Below are 18,793 nucleotides of genomic sequence, written 5' to 3'. Positions count from 1 at the left end.
TCGAACACGGTTGCATGAGTCGCCGCACACCGCCTGTCCCGCCAAGATCACAGGAGAACACCGATGAAAAAGCACTTCATTTTCCTGGCCTGCAGCCTGTTCCTGCTGCTTTGCCCCGCGCTCGGCCACACGGCGGACCGAAAACTCCCAGGACAAAGCACTCTACGGAATGTGGCCGTAATGCCTTTTCTGCTTGGCGGCAGTAACAGCCGGCAGGAGAAAGCCCTGGAAAAGACCCTCGACTGTCAACTGCGCGGTCTCTGTTATCTGGAAGAAGCCCTGCAGCCCGGGGCGGAACAAACCCTGACCGGTCTCGTCCAAACGGAACTGAAAAAGCATTTCAACGAAAAAGTCGTGCCGCGGCCCCAGGTCGAGTCCGCCTATAGCCTTCTCTACCGAGGAGAGGAAAAGACCCCGCGCGACCTGGCCGTGGAACTGGGCAAGGATCTCGACGCGGATTACGTGATGGTGGGCCTGGTCTGGCGTTATCAGGAAAGGAGGGGAAGTGGGGCGGGCGTTGAATCACCGGCTTCAGTGGCCTTTTCCCTTTTTCTCGTCAAGGTTGAGAACGGCGCACTTAGCTGGAAGGCCACTTTCGACAAGACCCAGACTTCTTTGTCCGAAAATCTTTTCGACGCGCCGATGTTTTTCAGAAAAGGGATGAAATGGCTGACCGCCGAAGAACTGGCCGCCTATGGTGTCGGCAGGCTGATCCCGGACATGCCGCTTTAATGAAAGACCGAGGGGTGGTTGAGTTCCGTTTCACCGCAATTACCCAACCCGGCGCACCGTAACCGGGAACCGGGCAACCGTATTACAGTCCCCAGAGCAGGTTACGGGAAATCCAGCCGCTTTTGCCGCTTTCATCATGCCTGACCTGGACCCATTGCGGGGTTTTCTTCAGCACCCGGAAAACCACTCCGTATTTTGCCTGGCCGATGAGTTTATATTTTTTTCCCGGGCCACTGCGGATGTTGACGATTTTGATCTTTACCACTGCATGCGGGGTGGCGGAAGTGAGCGGTCCGTAAACCCAGCCCACATCATTTTCAAAATCTTTGACCTTCAGCCACTTGCCCTGAGAACCGAGAACCTGGAGGGGAAACCCCTTGCCGAGCACCCATTTCACCTCATTCGTATCGGAAGGCCCTGTTCGCATGTTCAACTCATTGCCGGCGACGGTAACCATCTTTGCCGCGGTGAGGGAGGGAACAAAGAGAAGAAGAAAGGAGAAAAATAAAATAATTTTCTTTGACATTGTTTCAAGTCCGCTGCATTTTTCCTTTAATTTTGACCCACCTTAACACATTGGCCAAACATTGCAACCCTGTCTGTCCGAATCCCGCGGGGCTCCGGCCTGGAACAGTCCGCGCAAGGAGGATAAGCGCCGGAGCGTTTCTTTAATACGCACACGCATTGAAAAAAATGGTAAGATAGCTGCACCCGGATATTCATGAGAAATCAATATCATTGCCTGGTCTTACGAAAAATTTCTACAAGCCGATGAAATACATGACCCGAATGAAATCACTCACAATGCTTGTCCTCTTCTGCTGCACCGTTTTTTCGCCCCCCGCTGCCGCTGAAAAATTTGCCGGCTACGAGGAATGCCTGCTGGAAAGGCTCGCGACATCGGCCGACACCATGACGGTCCGTCAGCTGAAAGAGGCCTGCCGCGCCTTTCCGGTTCAGCAAAATGCCGATACGGGAGAGACGGACCAGCCGGAAGAGCAGACCGCCTCTGCCGGCCCCGAAAACGCGGCGGTAAGCCGCAGGGTCAGTCAGGAAGCCAAGAGCCACCAGAATCTCTTTTCCATTCTTCCCCATAGACCGAACTACATTCTTCTCGGCAGCTACAACAACAATCCCAACGGCGACGCCCTGAACCTTGACGACAGTGAAATAGACAATACGGAAGTCAAATTCCAGGTGAGCTTCAAGGTCCCCCTGGTCCGGGATCTTCTCGGTGATGACAACGGCCACCTTTATGCAGCCTACACCATGAAATCATTCTGGCAGGCTTATAACAACGATATATCGAGCCCCTTCCGGGAAACAAATCATGAACCGGAACTTTTTTTCGCCCTGCGCAGCAATAAAAAATTTCTCGGCTGGAACAATCCGTACATCCTGGCCGGGTTTTCCCACCAGTCAAACGGCCGCAGGGGGGACGAGTCCCGCAGCTGGAACCGGCTGTACCTGGACTTTATCCTGGAAAAGGGAGATTTTGCCCTGAGCATCAAACCCTGGTACCGGTTGCCGGAAAGCGACAAAACATACCTGGGAGATCCCAGCGGCGACGACAATCCGGACATTGAGGAATATCTGGGATACGGGGAAATAACCGGCGCCTGGGCCAAGGGGGGGCACACGGTAAGCGTCCTGCTCCGCAACAACCTGCTCCGCCACGGCAACCGGGGCGCGGTGGAGCTCGGCTGGAGCTTTCCCTTGAGCGATGAAATGCCGCTCAAGGGCTACCTCCAGTATTTTAACGGCTACGGCGAATCGCTCATCGATTACAACAGCTCCGCCAACCGGATCGGTTTCGGATTCCTGCTTACCGACTGGCTGTAGGAGACCCTGTTCAGGCCTTTTTTGCGGTGCGCGGATTTTTCGGAACAGAAAATATACCACGTTGTCGTAGAGAAAGGAGCTCTGCCTTGGCCATGGGGTCCGGGCGCAACAATAAGATCATTCTTCGGCGAGGAAATTCCGCTGCCCCGGCGTGAACAATTTCTTAGCCGCGCCTATTTTCCCAAAGACACGCCGGCATAGCCTGCGGTGACGACCATCCAGGCGAGGAGAGCCTCCATGGCGGTGAAAATAAAGAAACCGGATCCGGCCAGCTCCATGGGCAGCAAAAGCCATCATACGGTCCTTATCGCGTTTTTTTTAACTTTCGCCGTTTTCTCCTTCCCTCTCGTCATCGCAGCAGCGGACGAACTCCCCGGCCAGGAGGAAATCGAGCGCCTCGCCGCAGGCCCTGCCCTCTCAGATCTCATCAATCTCGCCCTGCGTGCCAACCCGTCCATTGCCTCGGCGCGGCAAGGCTGGCGTGCCAATGTCGAAGGATACCGGGTGGCGGGAGCCTACCCGGATCCAAAAATCTCCGCCTCCTACCCGACCGAGACCAGAATCGGCGATGAGGAGTGGCAAATCGCCCTCTCCCAGACCGTTCCCCTGCCCGGCCGGCTCACTGCCGAGGAAAACGCCGCCTCGGCCGATATCCGCATCGCACACCTCACCTATGAAAAAGCAATCCGCGACCTTGCCGCCGAAGTCCGGCAATCGGCCCACGAACTCATCTATCTGCAGGAAGCCGGAAAAATTGCGGCCGGCAACCGGGATCTTCTCAATCAACTGCTGGCCTCAGGTACCGCCGCCTACGCCCGGGACCGGACCTCCCTGATTGATCTGTCCAGGGCTGCGGCACAGTCGGGGCAACTCGGCTATGATGCGCATCTGCTGGCGGAAACGGCGGCAACCGAAAAAACGCGACTGAACGGCCTGTTGGGCCGGGCGCCGGACGCGGTCGTCGGACCACTGATCCCACCCGCTTTGCATTCCGTGAACCATTCCCTGGACGACATCTATCTTTTTGTCGAGAAAAACGGGTCCGATATTCTTCTCGCCAGGGCCGCCCTGGAAAAATCTGAAAAAAATGTCACGCTGGCCCGTTACAAAACCCTCCCCGAATTTGATGCCGGTCTTTTTGTCAACAATATCAATGAGTCCGACCAACCAGGCGGCAACGGACGCACCGGAGTCAAGGCGGTGGGCGTGACGGTTTCCCTTTCCATGCCCATCTGGATCGGCAAAAATCAGGGACGGATGGCCGAAGCCAAGGCCAGGGTTGAGCAGTCTCGGGCCGAGGTGCAGGCCCGGACCTACGAAGCGCGGGCTGAAGTGAGCCGCCTGTTCTTTCGCCTGCGCAATGCTGAACGGCTGGTCCGCCTGTACCGGGATGAACTGATCCCCCAGGCGGCCAAGTCGGTGGAGACGGCGGAAACCTGGTTCAGGGAAGGCAGAGGGAGCCTGTCCGACTTCACCGAGACACGGACCGTGTGGTACAATTTTCAACTCGCCCTGGCCCGGGCCACCGCGGACTACGGCCAGAACCTTGCCGCTCTTGAAGGACTCGTCGGCAGAACCCTGACGCAGTCCGAGGCACCAAGTTCGACTGTTCCGGCAGCGGCTCAGGAGGAAAACCCGTGATTTCCCGGCGTTCCCTCCGATTCGTTACCGCAGCCCTGATCATGTCAATGCTTTTGACCACCGGCTGCTCCCGTTATCCGGCTTTGCTGGCGGAATGGGAAAAGGCGGAGCCGCCTGCCTATCTGCGACAAAACAGCCCGGCCGATCTTGCCTCGCCGCCTCCACTTCCAACTCCTTTGCCGCCTCCAAAAACACGGCCCGTGCCGGAACCGCCTGCCGAACCAGGTCCGGATCTTTCTTTTTTCTCGCCGGATCCGGCACTGTTGAAGGAACTGGCTCCTGCCGCCATTGATGCCGATTTTGCCGCTGCCCGGCTGGCAAAGGGTTTAACCCTGGCGGATTTTGAGGCCCTTGTTCTGCTTCGCAACCCGGATCTGCGCGCCGCGGAGGAAGAATTCCAGGCTGTTGTTGAACGCTACAGTCAAACCGAATCCTTGAATAATCTGTTGAGCCGCTACGCCGCCCTGACCAGGGGGCTGGAAACAGGCGTCGGCGCAATGGCCCCCGGCACCGACAATGCCGGGCTCTACCCCTTCCCCGGGCTCATCAGTCTGCGAGGCGACATCGTGGGGCAGGAAGTGGCGGCGGCGCACGAGTTGCGCGCCATTACCCGGCGCGAGGTTCTCGCCGCCGCCCGTCGTGCGTTCTGGGAACTTTTCTACACGCGGCAGGCCCATGCCATTGCCATCCGCAACTACGATGTGGTGGACAGCCTGAAGAATACCAGTGCGGCCGGCTATGCGGCCGGCACCGGTTCTTTTGTGGATCTGGTGCGGGTGGATATGGAACATGGCCTGATGAAGGAGGCGATTCCGATCCAACTGGAAGAAGTGCGGCTCAGGGAAACGGCGATGCGCGCTCTGCTTGATCTGCCCTTGCCGGTAACAATCGGCGATCTTGCCCGGTCCGTTCCGGGGCGCGAGCTGCCGACACCGGCGGAGCTGGAAAAAACCGCCCTAACTGCCCGGCAAGAGCTTCGCCTCTTACGGGCGCGGATCACCAAGACGGAAGTACTGATCGCCATGGCGGAGGCAGAGACTCACCCCGGCTATTCCCTGAATTTCTCAACTTTTCCGGCAAAAGATGCGGCCCGGATACTGCCCGGCGAAGAACGTCCGGACAGTTTCCCCACCACTGTTCCGGCGGCTGACGGGGTCGGCACGCCGCGCAACGCCTTTTATGGTTTGAATGAAGGGTATCTGCGCGAAACGCGCCGGACATTGGCCGGCCTGCGTTACCGCCTGGCGGCCGAGGAGGCGAACACCAGAAGCCTGGTCCAGGGCGCATGGTATCAGCTTGCCAAGGCGCACCGTGAAGAAAGACTCTACCGGGACAAGGTGGTCCCCCTGGCCCGGACTGATCTCGATACCACCACCTCAGCCTACGAGGCTGGCAGGATCACATTTGCCGGGATGCTTGATGTCTATTCCCGCTGGTTTGCCGCAACCCTTGCCTGGCATCGGGCCCAGGCTGATCTCGGTGTGGCCTGGGCGGGTCTGGAGGAAAGTGTCGGAGCACAGATTGGCGGAGAGGAAGCGTTTCAACGCTGAAACGTTCAAACGCTGAAACGCTCAAACGCTCAACCACTGAAACGCTGAAACGCTGAAACGCTGAAACGCTGAAACGTTCAAACGCTGGAACGATGGAACGCTCAACCGCTGGAACGCATAAAGGAGGCACCATGGCGGATAACATGGCCAAGACCGGGCAGACCACAGGGAAGCGGAACCGATTGCTCATGGTCGTCGTCATCCTTGTCCTTGCCGTAGCCGTCGGAACAGGGCTCATGCTGCGTCTGGGCGGCTCTCCTGCCCACGATCACGACGCGGAGAAGAACACGGCCGCGGAGCAGCAGCAATACACCTGTCCCATGCATCCGGAGATCATCACCGATGAACCAGGTCAATGCCCGATCTGCGGCATGGATCTGGTCAAGATCGAGGCCGTGCCGCAGCAGGCCGCCGGACCTGCCTCCCCATCGGCGGAAGAGGAGAATTTTTTCAGCGATCTCCAGGAGCCGGGCCGGGCCGGTAAAATCGTCGTGCCGGATGACAGGGTGACAATCCATGTCGGTCCGGAAGCAATGAAAGCGTCCGGGATGCAGACGGCGCCCGCGACGCGGGAACGCCTCAGCCGCACTGTCCGCGCCGCGGGTCTCATCACCGCTGATGAAACCCGCATCCGTCACGTCCACACCAAGGTCGACGGCTGGGTCGAATCCCTGTCCGTCAATTTCAACGGCCAGCTGGTCACCGCAGGTCAGCCCATCCTCAGTCTCTATTCGCCGACGCTCCTCACCAGCCAGGAAGAGTTTCTCCAGGCCAGGGAAACCGCGGCCAAATTCAGCAGCAACCAGGACCTGGCGCTTCGCAAACTCGGACAGCAACTGTTCGACTCGGCCCGGCGCCGGCTTGAGCTTTTCGACGTGCCGAGTGCATTTATCAATGATCTTGAACGGGAAGGGAAGACGAGCCGCGCCGTTACACTGAACGCGCCGGTGGCCGGTTTCGTTACCGCCAAATCCATCTTTGAGGGCCAGCAGATCGTTCCCGGCCAGGAACTCTTCACCATCACCGATCTGTCCAGGGTCTGGATTGAGGCGAACCTCTATGAGTACGAGGCCGGCCGGATTGCCGTCGGTCAGGAAGCCACGCTGACCCTGCCTCATGCGCCGGGGATCAGATTGCAGGGCAAGGCCACCTACATCTATCCCTTTCTGAACCCCGAGAGCCGGACGCTGAAGGTGCGCTTTGAATTCGCCAACCAGGAATTCCTTCTCAAGCCCGCCATGTACGCCGACGTCGCCATTGACCTGACCTCGACGGAAGGGGTGGTGATCCCTGATTCAGCGGTCATGGACACCGGCACGCGCAAGCTGGCCTTTGTCGAAATCGAGGCGGGAACCTTCGAGCCCCGGGAGATTGAAACCGGAGTGCGCGGCAACGGCAAGGTGCAGATCATCTCCGGCATCCGCGCCGGTGAAAAGGTGGTGGTGAAGGCCAATTTCCTCCTTGATTCGGAATCGCGGCTGCGGGCCACCACCTCTCGCCTCATCAAAAAAGGCACGGACAAACAAGGCGAGGGAGAGAAGAAATGATCGCTCGCATCATTGACTTCTGCGGCCGCAACCGTTTGATCACCCTCTTCTGCGCGGGCTTCAGCTGCCTGGTCGCCGTCTATATCCTGAAACAGATCCGGCTTGACGCCCTGCCCGATCTCTCCGACACCCAGGTCATCATTTACTCGCGCTGGGAGCGGTCGCCTGATATCATTGAGGATCAGGTCACCTACCCCATTGTCACTTCCCTGCTGGGCGCACCCGGCGTCAAGGCCATCCGCGGCTTTTCCGATTTCGGCTATTCCTTTGTCTACGTGATTTTCCAGGACGGAACCGACATTTACTGGGCCCGTTCCCGGGTCATTGAGTACCTTTCCAAGATTACCTCGCGCCTGCCGCCGGAGGTGCGCACCGAGCTCGGCCCCGATGCCACCGGCGTCGGCTGGGTCTATCAGTATACCCTGGTGGATGATTCCGGCACCCATTCGCTCGACGAACTCCGTTCCTACCAGGACTGGACCCTGCGCTACGCGATTCAGTCGGTGCCGGGCGTGGCTGAAGTGGCGACCGTCGGCGGTTTTCAGCGCCAGTACCAGATCACCGTTGACCCGAACCGGCTGGAGGTGTACGGCCTGCCCTTAGATGCGGTGGTGGATGCGGTGCGACGCTCTAACAACGAGGTGGGGGGCCGGGTGCTGGAGTTCGCCGGCAGCGAGTACATGGTGCGCGGCCGCGGTTATGCCCGGAGCATCGAGGATTTTGCCGGTATCGCACTCAAGGTGGGACCAGGGGGCGTGCCGGTATTGCTGCGGGATGTGGCCCAGGTTGAGCTTGGTCCGGAGATCCGGCGCGGCGTCGCCGATCTCGACGGCCTGGGCGACCATGTCAGCGGCATCGTCGTCATGCGCCATGGAGAAAATGCCTTGAACGTCATCAAGCGAGTCAAGGAGCGTCTGCAGGAAATTGCGCCGTCCCTGCCCAAGGGGGTGCGCATCGTCACCGCCTACGACCGTTCCGATCTCATCACCCGGGCCATCGACACCTTAAAACATGAACTGATCCTGGAGATGATCATAGTCTCCGCCGTCATCCTTCTCTTCCTCTGGCACATTCCGTCCGCCATCGTACCCATCATCACCATCCCCATTTCGGTGCTGCTGGCCTTCATCCCCCTTTACTACCTCGGGGTGACGGTCAACATCATGAGCCTGGCCGGCATCGCCATCTCCATCGGTGTGCTGGTGGACGGGGCCATCGTCGAGGTGGAAAACGCCTATAACCGCATCCACCAGTGGCAGGAGAACGGCAGGCAGGGTGATTTTTATCAGGTGCGGCTCAATGCCCTGAAAGAGGTGGGGCCTTCGGTCTTCTTTTCCCTGCTGGTCATCGCCGTGGCCTTTATCCCCATCTTTGCCCTGGTGGACCAGGAAGGCCGGTTGTTCAAGCCGCTGGCCCTGTCCAAGAACCTGGCCATGGGCCTGGCGGCGATCCTGGCCATTACCCTTGACCCGGCCCTGCGCATGCTTTTTGCCCGCATCGACCCCTTTACCTTTCAGCCGCGCTTCCTGGCTCGACTTGCCACCACGGCCCTGGTGGGCACCTATTACGCCGAGGAGCAGCATCCCATCAGCCGGGCCATCAGCCGGGTCTACGAACCGACCTGCCGTTTCACCCTGCGCCATCCCAAGGCGACAATCGCCACGGCAGCGGCGATTGTCGCCTTGAGTATCCCGGTTTACTTCAAACTTGGTTCCGAATTCATGCCGCCGCTCAACGAGGGCTCCATCCTCTATATGCCCACCACCATGCCGGGACTGTCGGTGGGGCTGGCCCAGGAGCTGATGACCGCCCAGGACAAGCTGCTGAAATCCTTTCCCGAGGTGGAGCGCGTCATGGGCAAGGCCGGTCGGGCCGACACCTCCACCGATCCGGCCCCTTTCTCCATGATGGAGACCGTGGTGATACTGAAACCGGAAAGCCAGTGGCGTGCCAAGGAGCGCTGGTACTCCGGTTGGCTGCCTGATTTTCTTGGTTTTCTGGTGCGGCCCATCTGGCCCGACCACATCTCCTATGAGGAACTGATCGCTGAAATGGACAAGGTGGTCCGCTTTCCCGGAGTGACCAATGCCTGGACCATGCCGATCAAGGCCCGCATCGACATGCTCAGCACGGGTATCCGTACGCCGGTGGGCATCAAGATCTTCGGCGACGATCTTGCCGAGATTCAACGCATCGGCGAAGAGCTGGAAGGCATTTTGCGCCAGGTCCCCGGCACCAGAAGCGTCTTTGCCGAACGGGTGGGCAGCGGTTTTTTCCTCGATTTCGTCCCGCGCCGCGACCAGCTTGCCCGCTATGGCCTCACCATTGATGACGTGCAAAGGGTGATTCTGGCCGCGGTGGGCGGAGAAAACATCACCACCACCGTCGAAGGCCGTGAGCGCTACCCGGTGAATATCCGCTATCCGCGGGAGCTGCGGGAAAACGTCGATCAGCTGGGCCGCGTCCTTGTTCCGGCAGGCGACGGCATCCAGGTACCTCTCGCTCAGCTCGCCGACATCCAGCTCCTGCAGGGGCCGGCCATGGTGCGCGACGAAAACGGCTTTCTCGCCGGGTACGTCTATGTGGACATCGCCAATCGGGATGTGGGCGGCTATGTGGAGGAGGCCAAACGGGCGGTGGCTGATGAGCTGACGCCGGCCCAGGGCTATGTTCTCCAGTGGAGCGGCCAGTATGAAAACATGCTGCGGGTGCGGGAACGTCTCAAACTGGTGGTGCCGGTCACCCTCTTTCTCATTTTCCTGCTGCTTTACCTGAACACCAGAAGCTCCTTCAAGGCCGGGCTGGTCATGCTCGCCGTGCCCTTTTCGGCGGTAGGCGCGGTCTGGCTCTTTTACATCCTGGACTATAATGTCTCCATTGCCGCCTGGGTGGGCATGATCGCGCTGCTTGGCCTTGACGCCGAGACAGGGGTATTCATGCTTCTCTTTCTCGACCTTTCCTACCATGAAGCCCGGCGACAGGGCAGGATAAAGGATATGCTGGGCCTGGACGAGGCGATTATCCACGGCGCGGTCAAACGGGCCCGGCCGAAGATCATGACCGTGGCCGCCGCCTTCATGGGACTGCTGCCCATCATGTGGTCCACTTCGGCCGGGGCGGACGTGATGAAACGGATCGCGGCACCGATGATCGGCGGACTCGTCACCTCTTTTCTCATGGAATTGCTGGTTTATCCGCCGATCTACAAATTATGGAAGAAAAACACTGATCTCCGTTCACTCCCCGGAGCCGAAAAGGCTGCCCCGGGGAAAACCGACAATCATCAAGCATAAGGAGTTACCATGAAAACGCGAAATCTGTTATTTGCCTTTATCATTACCCTCGCCATCGCCCAACCGGGTTCCGCGGCTGACGGACATGGCGGCGCCCCCCACGACATGAGCGGCCACGACATGGGAGGGCATGACATGGGAACAATGGATCACTCGGCCCAAATGGGCGAGAAGATCCAAGAATCCACGGTGGAAGGCTATCATTTGTCCTATCAGCTGATCGACAATCTGGCAAATCTGGCAGCGGCCCAGCAGGCGGGCAAGGCGGCAAATATCGACCTCGCCAAGGTCAAATCCCACCATCTCATGCTGCACATCACCGCACCGGACGGGGCTCAGGCGGCAGACGGCACAGTCGGTTTTCTTGTCAAGGGTCCGGACGGCGTGGAGCAGACGGTGATGACTATGCCCATGTCAGGGGGCTACGGCGCCGATATCGAGCTCAGAACCCCAGGCAGCTACACCATCAAAAGCAAGGCGGCCCTGGACGGGAAAAAACTGCTCGACCAGTTTACCTACACCAGCAAATAACCCAAAGTCATCGCCGGTTTACGGATTGCGGATTGCGAACCTTCCGCATACAACCATCCGCAAACCGTTGACCGGCAACCGGCACCCACCATTTTTTCATGTGAACGTTTTCCGCTGGCCCACAACTCCGGGCGTCTGCTATAGTAACGCCCATGCCGACCATTGCCACGACCATCTTCATCCTGACCTATGCCGGGGTCGCCCTGGGGCGCATTCCCGGCCTGGCCCTTGACCGGACAGGCATCGCCCTGCTGGGCGCCATTGCCATGGTGGTCAGCGGCGCCGTGCCGCTCGAAACGGCCATGGGGGCCATCGATCTGCCGACTATTGTCCTGCTCTACGGCCTGATGATACTCTCCGCCCAGCTGCGACTGGGCGGATTCTACACCTGGATTGCCTCCCGCAGCACCGGGCTGCTCCATCAGCCGCGCTTGTTCCTGCTGGTCATCATGCTGCTCGCCGCCCTCTTGTCCGCTTTGCTGGCAAACGATATCATCTGCCTTGCCTTTACCCCGGTGCTGGCCATGGCCCTGCTGCGGACAGGACTCAATCCCCTTCCCTTTCTGCTTGGACTTGCCGCGGCAAGCAACATCGGTTCGGCAGCCACCATCATCGGCAACCCGCAGAATATGCTCATCGGTCAGGTGGGCAGGTTGGATTTTGCCGATTTTCTCTTCTGGTGCTCCCCGCCGACACTCATTTCCCTTGCCGGCTCCTACATGATCATCTGTTTTTTATACCGCAACCGCTTCACGCTGGCATTTGCGGCGCGGCAACCCCTTGCAGCGGGACATTGGCCGGAGTTCAACCTTCTCCAGAGCACAAAAGGCATTGCCGCGACCTTGCTGCTGGTGGTCTTCTTCTTCACCGACATCCCCCGTGAACTGACGGCCATTACAACGGCCGGCATCCTGCTTTGCAGCAGAAAGATGCGTTCCCGGCAGATGATGGAGCTGATCGACTGGCACCTGCTCACCCTGTTCTGCGCCCTTTTTATCGTGGTGCAGGGCATCGAGTCGATAAATGCTCCCAGCCGCATCATCGACATGTTGAACCGCACCGGGGTCATCCTCACCGACCCGGCCACCCTGACCGGGGTGTCGGCGCTTTTAAGCAATCTGGTCAGCAATGTGCCTGCCGCCATGCTGCTCATCCGCTTTCTTGATCCGGCTCAACCCGAGCAATGGTATACCCTTGCCGTATCCAGCACCTTTGCCGGCAACCTGATTGTCATCGGCAGCATCGCCAACCTGATTGTCATCGAACAGGCAAAAAAATTCGGCATCGAAATATCATTTGCCGAGCATGCCCGAACCGGTATTCCGGTCACCATCTTTTCCCTGTGCACCCTGCTTTTTTTTCTTTGACGGGAAACGTCGCCACGTGCCGATCCGCCATCAGAAAGCCATGCCGATACTGAAATGGACCGTGAAGCTGTCCTCCTCCCGTTCCGCATCCCGGTCGGGATTCCAGGCGAAATCGAGCCGCGCCGGTCCAACCGGCAGCAGGTACTGCAGCCCCATTCCCAGCGCCGGTCTGAAATCACTGAAATAGTCGCTGAACGTTTCGTCGATAACGTCCTGCCGGTCGGCGAACGGAACTCCCCCCTCCTCTTCCGGGGAAAGATTGGGTGAAATATTACCGTAATCAACAAAAAGCGTAACCGCGAGATTATCCATCAGCAGGCGGCGCAGCTCAATGGAAAGAATATTAAAGGCCATGCCGCCCAAAGGGTCGCCGGAAGCATCTCTGGGACCGAGCTCGGACTGATGGAAACTGCGCACCGTATTCTCGCCGCCGTTAAAGTATCTTTCGCCGATGGGAATCGTAATCTGATTGCGTCCGGGCACAATGACGCCGGTGTCATAACGCAGGGCCACGGTATGTTTAACGTCAAGCGGTAAAAATGTGCGCGCCCCGAAATTGCAGCGATAAAAGGAAAGACCGCTGCCCAGGGACGGTTCGGCAACCTCGGCGGACCCGAAAATCCGGTGTCCGCCGGTGGGAAAGAAGATGTCATTGCGGTTGTCCAGAGTTGCCTGCAGTTTAAATCCGGCAATAGTGTAATTGTTTTCCTGCTCCGGGATGTCACGCGCGACGATATCCGTGGTTTGCGTGCTGCTGTAAAGATAACGAAGCGAAACAGAAAGATCCTTGCGCAGATTTCTGGAGAGCAGAAGCGAAGCGCCCAGCTCTTCACCGGTAAAGGAGGGTTCTTCCCGGCGATGAAAAAAAACCGGCAGATCGGCGGAAATATCGCTGCCGAAAATTCGTGAATCCCTGACCGCGGCATCGACAGCAGCGCTCTTGACCGACCCTCCGGCCTCAAAGCGGAAACTCCGGCCGTAACCGAAGATATTGCGATCAAGAAAACCGGCGCCGCCGCGCAGCAGCTCATAGGAACCCCAACCGGCGGTGAAAAACAATTCCCGGGACAAGGCCTCTTCGACCCGCACCAGGAGTTCGCGTTCTTCCGAACCTTGTCCCTCGGCCAGGGAAATGGTGACCCGGGAAAAAAGACCGGTTTGGTAAAGCCGCTGGAAACTTTCCCGCTTTTTTCGGCCGCTGTACAAATCACCCGGCTGCACGGTCATGCGCTTTAAAATAAATTCACGGTCAGTCCGGTTATTTCCCGCCACGCGGATATCGGAGACCGTGACCCGTGGCCCGCTTGTGATGCGGCAAAGCAGATCCACCCGCAACGGCGCATCTCTTTTCTCCGCAATCTCCACGAGCGCCTCGGGATAGCCGAGATTGGCATAGGTCTCCTGCACTCCGCTGCGCAGCATAAGCTTGCGCCTGCCGAGATATGGCTTTCCAGCCAGATCACCAGCCAGCTTCTCCAGATCGCTCCGGGCCTCGGGCAGCATCTCTCCAGCGAAGATAACGTCACCGACAACCGTTTTTTCCCCTTCACTGATTGCCAGTCGGATATCGACGCGGCCGCGGTCTTCGGAAAACAGATACTCAGGAGGGTCGATCCGTGCCTGCAGAAAACCTTCACTCGCGTACAGAGCACGAATGGAGGAGACCGCGTCCAGGATCTCGCCTTCAACAAACAACAAGCCGCCCATCCCGAGAAGAGTTCCCTTTTTTTCCTCAAAAAAAGAAAGAAGTTCTTTGCTTGAGTAGGCGCTGTTGCCGGTCACAATGATGTTGCGGACAAAAACCCGGGGTCCTTCATCAATGGAAAATGTCAGAACCGTGGCCCCTGGTTCCACCGTGAGGAGATACCCGACCCGGGCAAAATAATAGCCCTGCCGTTTGTACACGGTTTCGATGACAAAAGCAGCATCGTCAGCCTTGGCTTCGGGAAAATCCGAATCGAAAAACTCATCAAGCTCGTCGGCCACAGCCGCTTCAAGCGCACTGTCCGCCACCTTGTCGTTGCCGCTGAAGACCAGACGCAGCACGACATCCCCGTTTCCGTCAGCAGCCCCGCCATCGGCCGTTCCGCCCATCAACAGCAGGACAAACAGAACAACGCAGAGCAGACGGGTGCGTCGACTCGGAGAAACGTTACAGAATCTCATTACTGAAAGCGGAAGACAATTTTGACGCCGACGTTGACGTTGTCATAGACATCCTTTTCACTGGTGATATAGAGTCGGTCTCCGGGCAGGAGCAGCCCTTCGATCAGGCGGAACTGGGCCTCCACCGTTTCCTGGCCGGTTTTGGAAACCTGCCGGCCGAATTCAAGATCAAACCGCTGCAGCACCGATTCATCATCTTCCGCAGCACTGCCGCCGAACCAGCGGGACAGCAGTCCCTTACCCAGATAGACCGCCATCTTCATATTGGCAATCCCGCTTCCGCCACCATCCTGGGCGGTTTGCGGAAGGCTGCCGGTCAGCACCAGAAGCAGCAGTTCATCCTCGGGCAGCGGCGGGTCGGAGGAAAGGGTGATAACCGGCTCGTCCGACGTTCCCTGCAGGTGCAGGGTGATATCATAGCCTGCCAGACGGGAAACGGCTCTGATATCAAAGGTGGGACGATCAGGGTCATTTTCCGGAAAGGTGATGATCCCCGATTCAACGACAATTTTTCCGGCCGGCACACTGATGTTTGTCGGCTCCACATAAATACGGCCGACAAGCACCGGTATTTCCCCGGTTCCGATCAATCGCAGGGCAGGACGGGCCGCTCCGCGGGCCATGTTATTGGCAATGAGAAACGGCTTTTCGCCCGTGGCCGCTTCAATATCAAAAACCATATCACGCAAGGGCGGCTCGCTGAAGGAAAAAAACTGCATGCCGGTGTCCGCCTTTACCTTGGCTGAGCTCCTGAACATGGAAAGAAAATCAACATTTTTCCCATAACGGCAGTCGGTCAGCAGGATCTTCCCCCCCAGGCGGAGGCGCGCCTGTGGTCCCTGCAGTCGCAGGTCGGCATCCCCACGAATCTTCATCGTTTCATCGCGATAAAAAAGCAGATTGCTGCCCGTCAGCCGCAAGTCAAACAGCGGGGCCCCGTCGCCGGTTAGGGCGATGTCGCCGGCCAATGCCACCGGCGCACCGCCGAAACGGCCGCTCATCTTGTCCAGGTGAACCACTCCGCCGTCAAGGGAGGCGACCATGGTCAAACGGTCAAGGGCCGGCCAGGCAGCGCTTTGCAGGCGGACGCCGCCCTGTTCGAGCGTCATGGTGCCGGTAAATTTCGGTTGCTCCGCGGGTCCATCAGCCCGCAAGATGGTTTCCAGGCGACCGGAGAGACGACGAAGCCCGCCGATATGAGGTGAAAGCCAACCCACATCAGGCATGTCGAGCCGGGCGAGGAAGGCCAGCCTGCCGGGAAGGCCGGCCGGAGGCCGGCGGATAAGGGCGGCCAGGGTGGGAATGTCCGTCCACTTCCCCTGTGCCTTGACGAAAAAAGGTTTGGCCTGCACCGTGAGGTGGTCCAGAAGAATTTCCCGGGCATGGTAGCGAAGCAGGCAGTCAACCGTGAACGGCTCTTGCGGCGCATCCTTGAAAAAATGGTGCAAAAAGAGATTGCTCCCCGTGAAACTCATTTCTCCCGCCGGATTTTCCCAGGAACCGGAGAGATGAAATGCGCCGGAAAGCTCCCCCTCCATCATGCCGTTAACCGGGTTAGCCGCGGCCGGCCCCTGCAAACCGGGCAGCGTGACACTGCCCGTCAAGGAGATCGGGGGCGGGAGAAACTGATTTTCCGCCAGCGGATCAAAGGGAATGAAACCTGACAGGGAGACATACCGGCCTTGGGCGGTTGCCAGCTCAAATTTACGAAGGGAAAATCCCGCCCCGGCAGCATATGCAAAATTTATCTCGCCCCATAACGGCTCCAACAGCTGCGGACAGGTGATGGTTGCGATATGCGAGACCAGCGACGCCTTTGGTGCAACAAGCGGACCGTGCAGCGTGAACAGGATGTCCGCGCCGCCGACCCGGTACTCGGTGCCGGTAAATTCATCCAGCCAGCCGCTGCTTGTCAGGTCTTTCGCTTCAATCCGCAGGGCACTCTCCCCTTCCAGGGAAAGCGTGCCCTGCATGACGATATGCCCCACCGCACTGGAAAGAATTGTTTCGCCGACCTCAAGGTCCATCCCCGCGCCATACGAAAGAATGAATGCAGCCGGTTTCTCCAGGGAAAAATCCGCGCCGTTAAAGGAAAAAGTCAGACCGTCAAGTTCGGCCCGCACCTTTCGCTGCCCCGGCTCCGGCACAACCAGGGAGGAGAAACGAAGCGTTCCGAACTCCGCGGCAATTTCGCCATCCTCGATGCGGTACCGCTGCCGGTCGGTTGTCATCACGCCCTCGGCCGAAAATAAGCCGATACCGGGAAAAACCGCATCATTCAGGGCCAGATCCACCTGCAGCTCTCCGGCGCCGGTGGTTGAAAAGACGGCCTGGAGATCTCCGGCAACCGCCTCCTCCATTGCCAGACAGGACCCGGTGTAACGACCAACATCCTTGACCGCAATCGCGCCCTTGACATCGGTAAATGTGCCGGAATCAAACAGATAATTCCCTGCCGCCTCCAGGATGTCATCACCGTTACGCAGCACCAGGGAAAGAATTTGCACGGTGGTGCTGTCTGCCCGGGCACGAAGAACGGCATCCCCCAGTCGGCAGGCGCCATAGGACAAGTTTGCCCCTTCCAGGGTAACGGTGCCGAGCGGTTTCGCCAAGGTACCGCCGACAACCGCATCTCCCCGTCCGCTGCCGGCAATTTGCGGCAGGCCGGCAAGTGCCGACAATTCGCTCATGTCCGTAAGATGGAACCGCAGGACTCCGGCAAAAGGTGAATCGAGAAATGACCGGCCGGCGGCAGGCATCCGCAGCTCCGCCTCGGTGAGCAGCAGGGAATTTTTCGCGGTTGTGAAGTTCGCCGCGGCAATGTGCACCGTCCCCGCGCCCAGGCTGCCCTGCAGCTCCAGGGTATGCTCCGGCACAGCCTCCAGAGGAACATCCTGGCCGATTGCCCCGAGGAGGGCGGGAATATCCCGCAGCTGAAGCCGGACGGATTGCATATCACCACTGCCGAGAAGGCCGATGTCCCATGCGCTGAACAAAGACAGAGGCACTCTCCCCGCCTCCATTGTCACCTCATTTGCGCCAAAATTTCCGGCAACCTTTCGCACGGAAACGATGTTGTCCCGAATGCCGCCCTGCAGGAGAAAAGATATTTTCTCGCCGAGAAGTTCCCCTTCCGTCAGGGCAAGATCCACATCAGCGGCAAGAGAATCAGCAGACCCGGCATCAATCCCCAGGGAAGCGCTGCCGGATACCTTGCCGCTCAGGGGAAAATCAGCAGGAGAAAGCAGGCCGGAGAGGGCTGCCACATCAAGGTTCTCCAGCAGCAGCCGCAGGTCAGTCCGATTGCCGGTAACAGAGCCGGAGCTTTGCAGATTGCCGCCGCCGAGTTCAGCCCGCAGATCCCACACCACGGTCTGATCGCCATTTTCCCAGTGCAGCTCCCCCTGCAGGGAGGCAATCGTGCCCGGCATGGTTACATTTTCAATGCGGAGACCATCCTCGCGGTAATGCAGCCTGAAGGTCGAATCGGTTGTCACATGTTCCCGTCCTCCCCTGTCAAGCCGCAGAAGCGGAATATCGAGACGCACAGCCTGACCGGAGGATCCGGCGGGCGCGGCGACAGCGAGAAACGCATTCGCAAGGGTCAGGGTATAATCAGGGGCAAGAATCTCCAAGGTAACATCATTCACCCTGAGACCAGGCAACACCCGCGGCAAGACGATGGCGCCGCTGCCCGCCGCTTTCGGCGCGGATATTTCCCCTGCCGATGCCGAATCGACAACGACCTGAACCCGCTCGGCCTCAATCCGCATGGTGGAAAGAAAGGAATCAATGCCATATACGAGATGCGGCAGGGAATAGGCTATGCGCAGGTTCCGCACAGCAAAGCCGGACAAGGGATGTGAGGTGTGCCGTCGGGTGCCGTTTATCCCGGCGCAGGTGAGATGGGTAAAAATATTGCCGTCCATATCTTCAACCAGCAGATCAAAACCGGCCTGGCTGCCGATCTGTTCGACAACATGCTTCTGCACGGAGGGCACCGAAAGCAGCAGTACAAAAAAAACCGCAAGGGCGGATGAAAGCAGAAGAATACTTTTTTTCAAAGAAAACAGCTTCATAGGCGGGCAAAACCAAAGTTTACAGTGAGAGATCAGCGGATTTCA

General features: G+C 58.7%; 11 protein-coding genes. 8 read left to right on the top strand and 3 right to left on the bottom strand.

From position 1 onward, the window contains the following. Positions 1-63: 63 nt before the first annotated feature. The gene (locus BM485_05800; protein ID OKY75849.1) at positions 64-732 is read left to right on the top strand and encodes a hypothetical protein; all 669 of its coding nucleotides are present in this window, start codon (positions 64-66) and stop codon (positions 730-732) included. A gap of 82 nt (positions 733-814) precedes the next feature. Here the strand turns inward: BM485_05800 and BM485_05795 are convergent, their stop codons facing one another. After that, entirely contained in the window at positions 815-1,258 is a 444-nt protein-coding gene (locus BM485_05795; protein ID OKY75848.1) for a peptide-binding protein, read from the bottom strand. A 263-nt stretch (positions 1,259-1,521) separates the two neighbouring features. On the opposite strand from BM485_05795, the gene BM485_05790 reads away from it, so the two are divergent. From BM485_05790 to BM485_05760, 7 genes are all read left to right on the top strand, one after another. Beyond that, positions 1,522-2,574, top strand: coding sequence for a hypothetical protein (locus tag BM485_05790; GenBank protein OKY75998.1), 1,053 nt, complete (start codon positions 1,522-1,524; stop codon positions 2,572-2,574). 237 nt (positions 2,575-2,811) lie between these two features. After that, positions 2,812-4,215 (top strand): hypothetical protein, encoded by a 1,404-nt coding sequence (locus BM485_05785; GenBank protein OKY75847.1) that lies wholly within the window; start codon positions 2,812-2,814, stop codon positions 4,213-4,215. After that, complete coding sequence (locus BM485_05780; protein OKY75846.1) at positions 4,212-5,765, top strand: hypothetical protein; 1,554 nt, start codon at positions 4,212-4,214, stop codon at positions 5,763-5,765. The genes BM485_05785 and BM485_05780 overlap by 4 nt, the downstream gene beginning before the upstream one ends. A gap of 131 nt (positions 5,766-5,896) precedes the next feature. Then, positions 5,897-7,312 (top strand): hypothetical protein, encoded by a 1,416-nt coding sequence (locus tag BM485_05775; protein ID OKY75845.1) that lies wholly within the window; start codon positions 5,897-5,899, stop codon positions 7,310-7,312. Further along, a complete protein-coding gene (locus tag BM485_05770) occupies positions 7,309-10,605 on the top strand; it encodes a cation transporter (GenBank protein ID OKY75844.1) in 3,297 nt (1,098 codons plus the stop codon). The genes BM485_05775 and BM485_05770 overlap by 4 nt, the downstream gene beginning before the upstream one ends. Positions 10,606-10,614: 9 nt before the next feature. Then, positions 10,615-11,136: a hypothetical protein gene (locus tag BM485_05765; GenBank protein OKY75843.1), complete on the top strand. Its 522-nt coding sequence runs from the start codon at positions 10,615-10,617 to the stop codon at positions 11,134-11,136. Between the two features lie 152 nt (positions 11,137-11,288). Continuing rightward, positions 11,289-12,503 (top strand): anion transporter, encoded by a 1,215-nt coding sequence (locus BM485_05760; protein ID OKY75842.1) that lies wholly within the window; start codon positions 11,289-11,291, stop codon positions 12,501-12,503. A 30-nt stretch (positions 12,504-12,533) separates the two neighbouring features. Here BM485_05760 and BM485_05755 read toward each other — a convergent pair whose 3' ends face one another. Together BM485_05755 and BM485_05750 are read right to left on the bottom strand one after the other, a co-directional pair. Continuing rightward, positions 12,534-14,669, bottom strand: coding sequence for an outer membrane protein assembly factor BamA (locus tag BM485_05755; protein ID OKY75841.1), 2,136 nt, complete (start codon positions 14,667-14,669; stop codon positions 12,534-12,536). Continuing rightward, complete coding sequence (locus BM485_05750; GenBank protein OKY75840.1) at positions 14,669-18,748, bottom strand: hypothetical protein; 4,080 nt, start codon at positions 18,746-18,748, stop codon at positions 14,669-14,671. The genes BM485_05755 and BM485_05750 overlap by 1 nt, the downstream gene beginning before the upstream one ends. Positions 18,749-18,793: the final 45 nt, after the last annotated feature.

The sequence above is a fragment of the Desulfobulbaceae bacterium DB1 genome, assembly GCA_001914235.1.
Classification (GTDB): domain Bacteria; phylum Desulfobacterota; class Desulfobulbia; order Desulfobulbales; family SURF-16; genus DB1.
Note: the sequence above shows the minus strand (reverse complement) of the source record. Positions and strands in the feature narration are given on the sequence as shown.

What these genes read in the sequence shown, in the direction of transcription:
- BM485_05800 (OKY75849.1), top strand. Translation starts at nt 64, where the DNA reads ATGAAAAAGCACTTCATTTTCCTGGCCTGCAGCCTGTTCCTGCTGCTT.
- BM485_05795 (OKY75848.1), bottom strand. Translation starts at nt 1,258, where the DNA reads ATGTCAAAGAAAATTATTTTATTTTTCTCCTTTCTTCTTCTCTTTGTT.
- BM485_05790 (OKY75998.1), top strand. Translation starts at nt 1,522, where the DNA reads ATGAAATCACTCACAATGCTTGTCCTCTTCTGCTGCACCGTTTTTTCG.
- BM485_05785 (OKY75847.1), top strand. Translation starts at nt 2,812, where the DNA reads ATGGCGGTGAAAATAAAGAAACCGGATCCGGCCAGCTCCATGGGCAGC.
- BM485_05775 (OKY75845.1), top strand. Translation starts at nt 5,897, where the DNA reads ATGGCGGATAACATGGCCAAGACCGGGCAGACCACAGGGAAGCGGAAC.
- BM485_05770 (OKY75844.1), top strand. Translation starts at nt 7,309, where the DNA reads ATGATCGCTCGCATCATTGACTTCTGCGGCCGCAACCGTTTGATCACC.
- BM485_05765 (OKY75843.1), top strand. Translation starts at nt 10,615, where the DNA reads ATGAAAACGCGAAATCTGTTATTTGCCTTTATCATTACCCTCGCCATC.
- BM485_05760 (OKY75842.1), top strand. Translation starts at nt 11,289, where the DNA reads ATGCCGACCATTGCCACGACCATCTTCATCCTGACCTATGCCGGGGTC.
- BM485_05755 (OKY75841.1), bottom strand. Translation starts at nt 14,669, where the DNA reads ATGAGATTCTGTAACGTTTCTCCGAGTCGACGCACCCGTCTGCTCTGC.
- BM485_05750 (OKY75840.1), bottom strand. Translation starts at nt 18,748, where the DNA reads ATGAAGCTGTTTTCTTTGAAAAAAAGTATTCTTCTGCTTTCATCCGCC.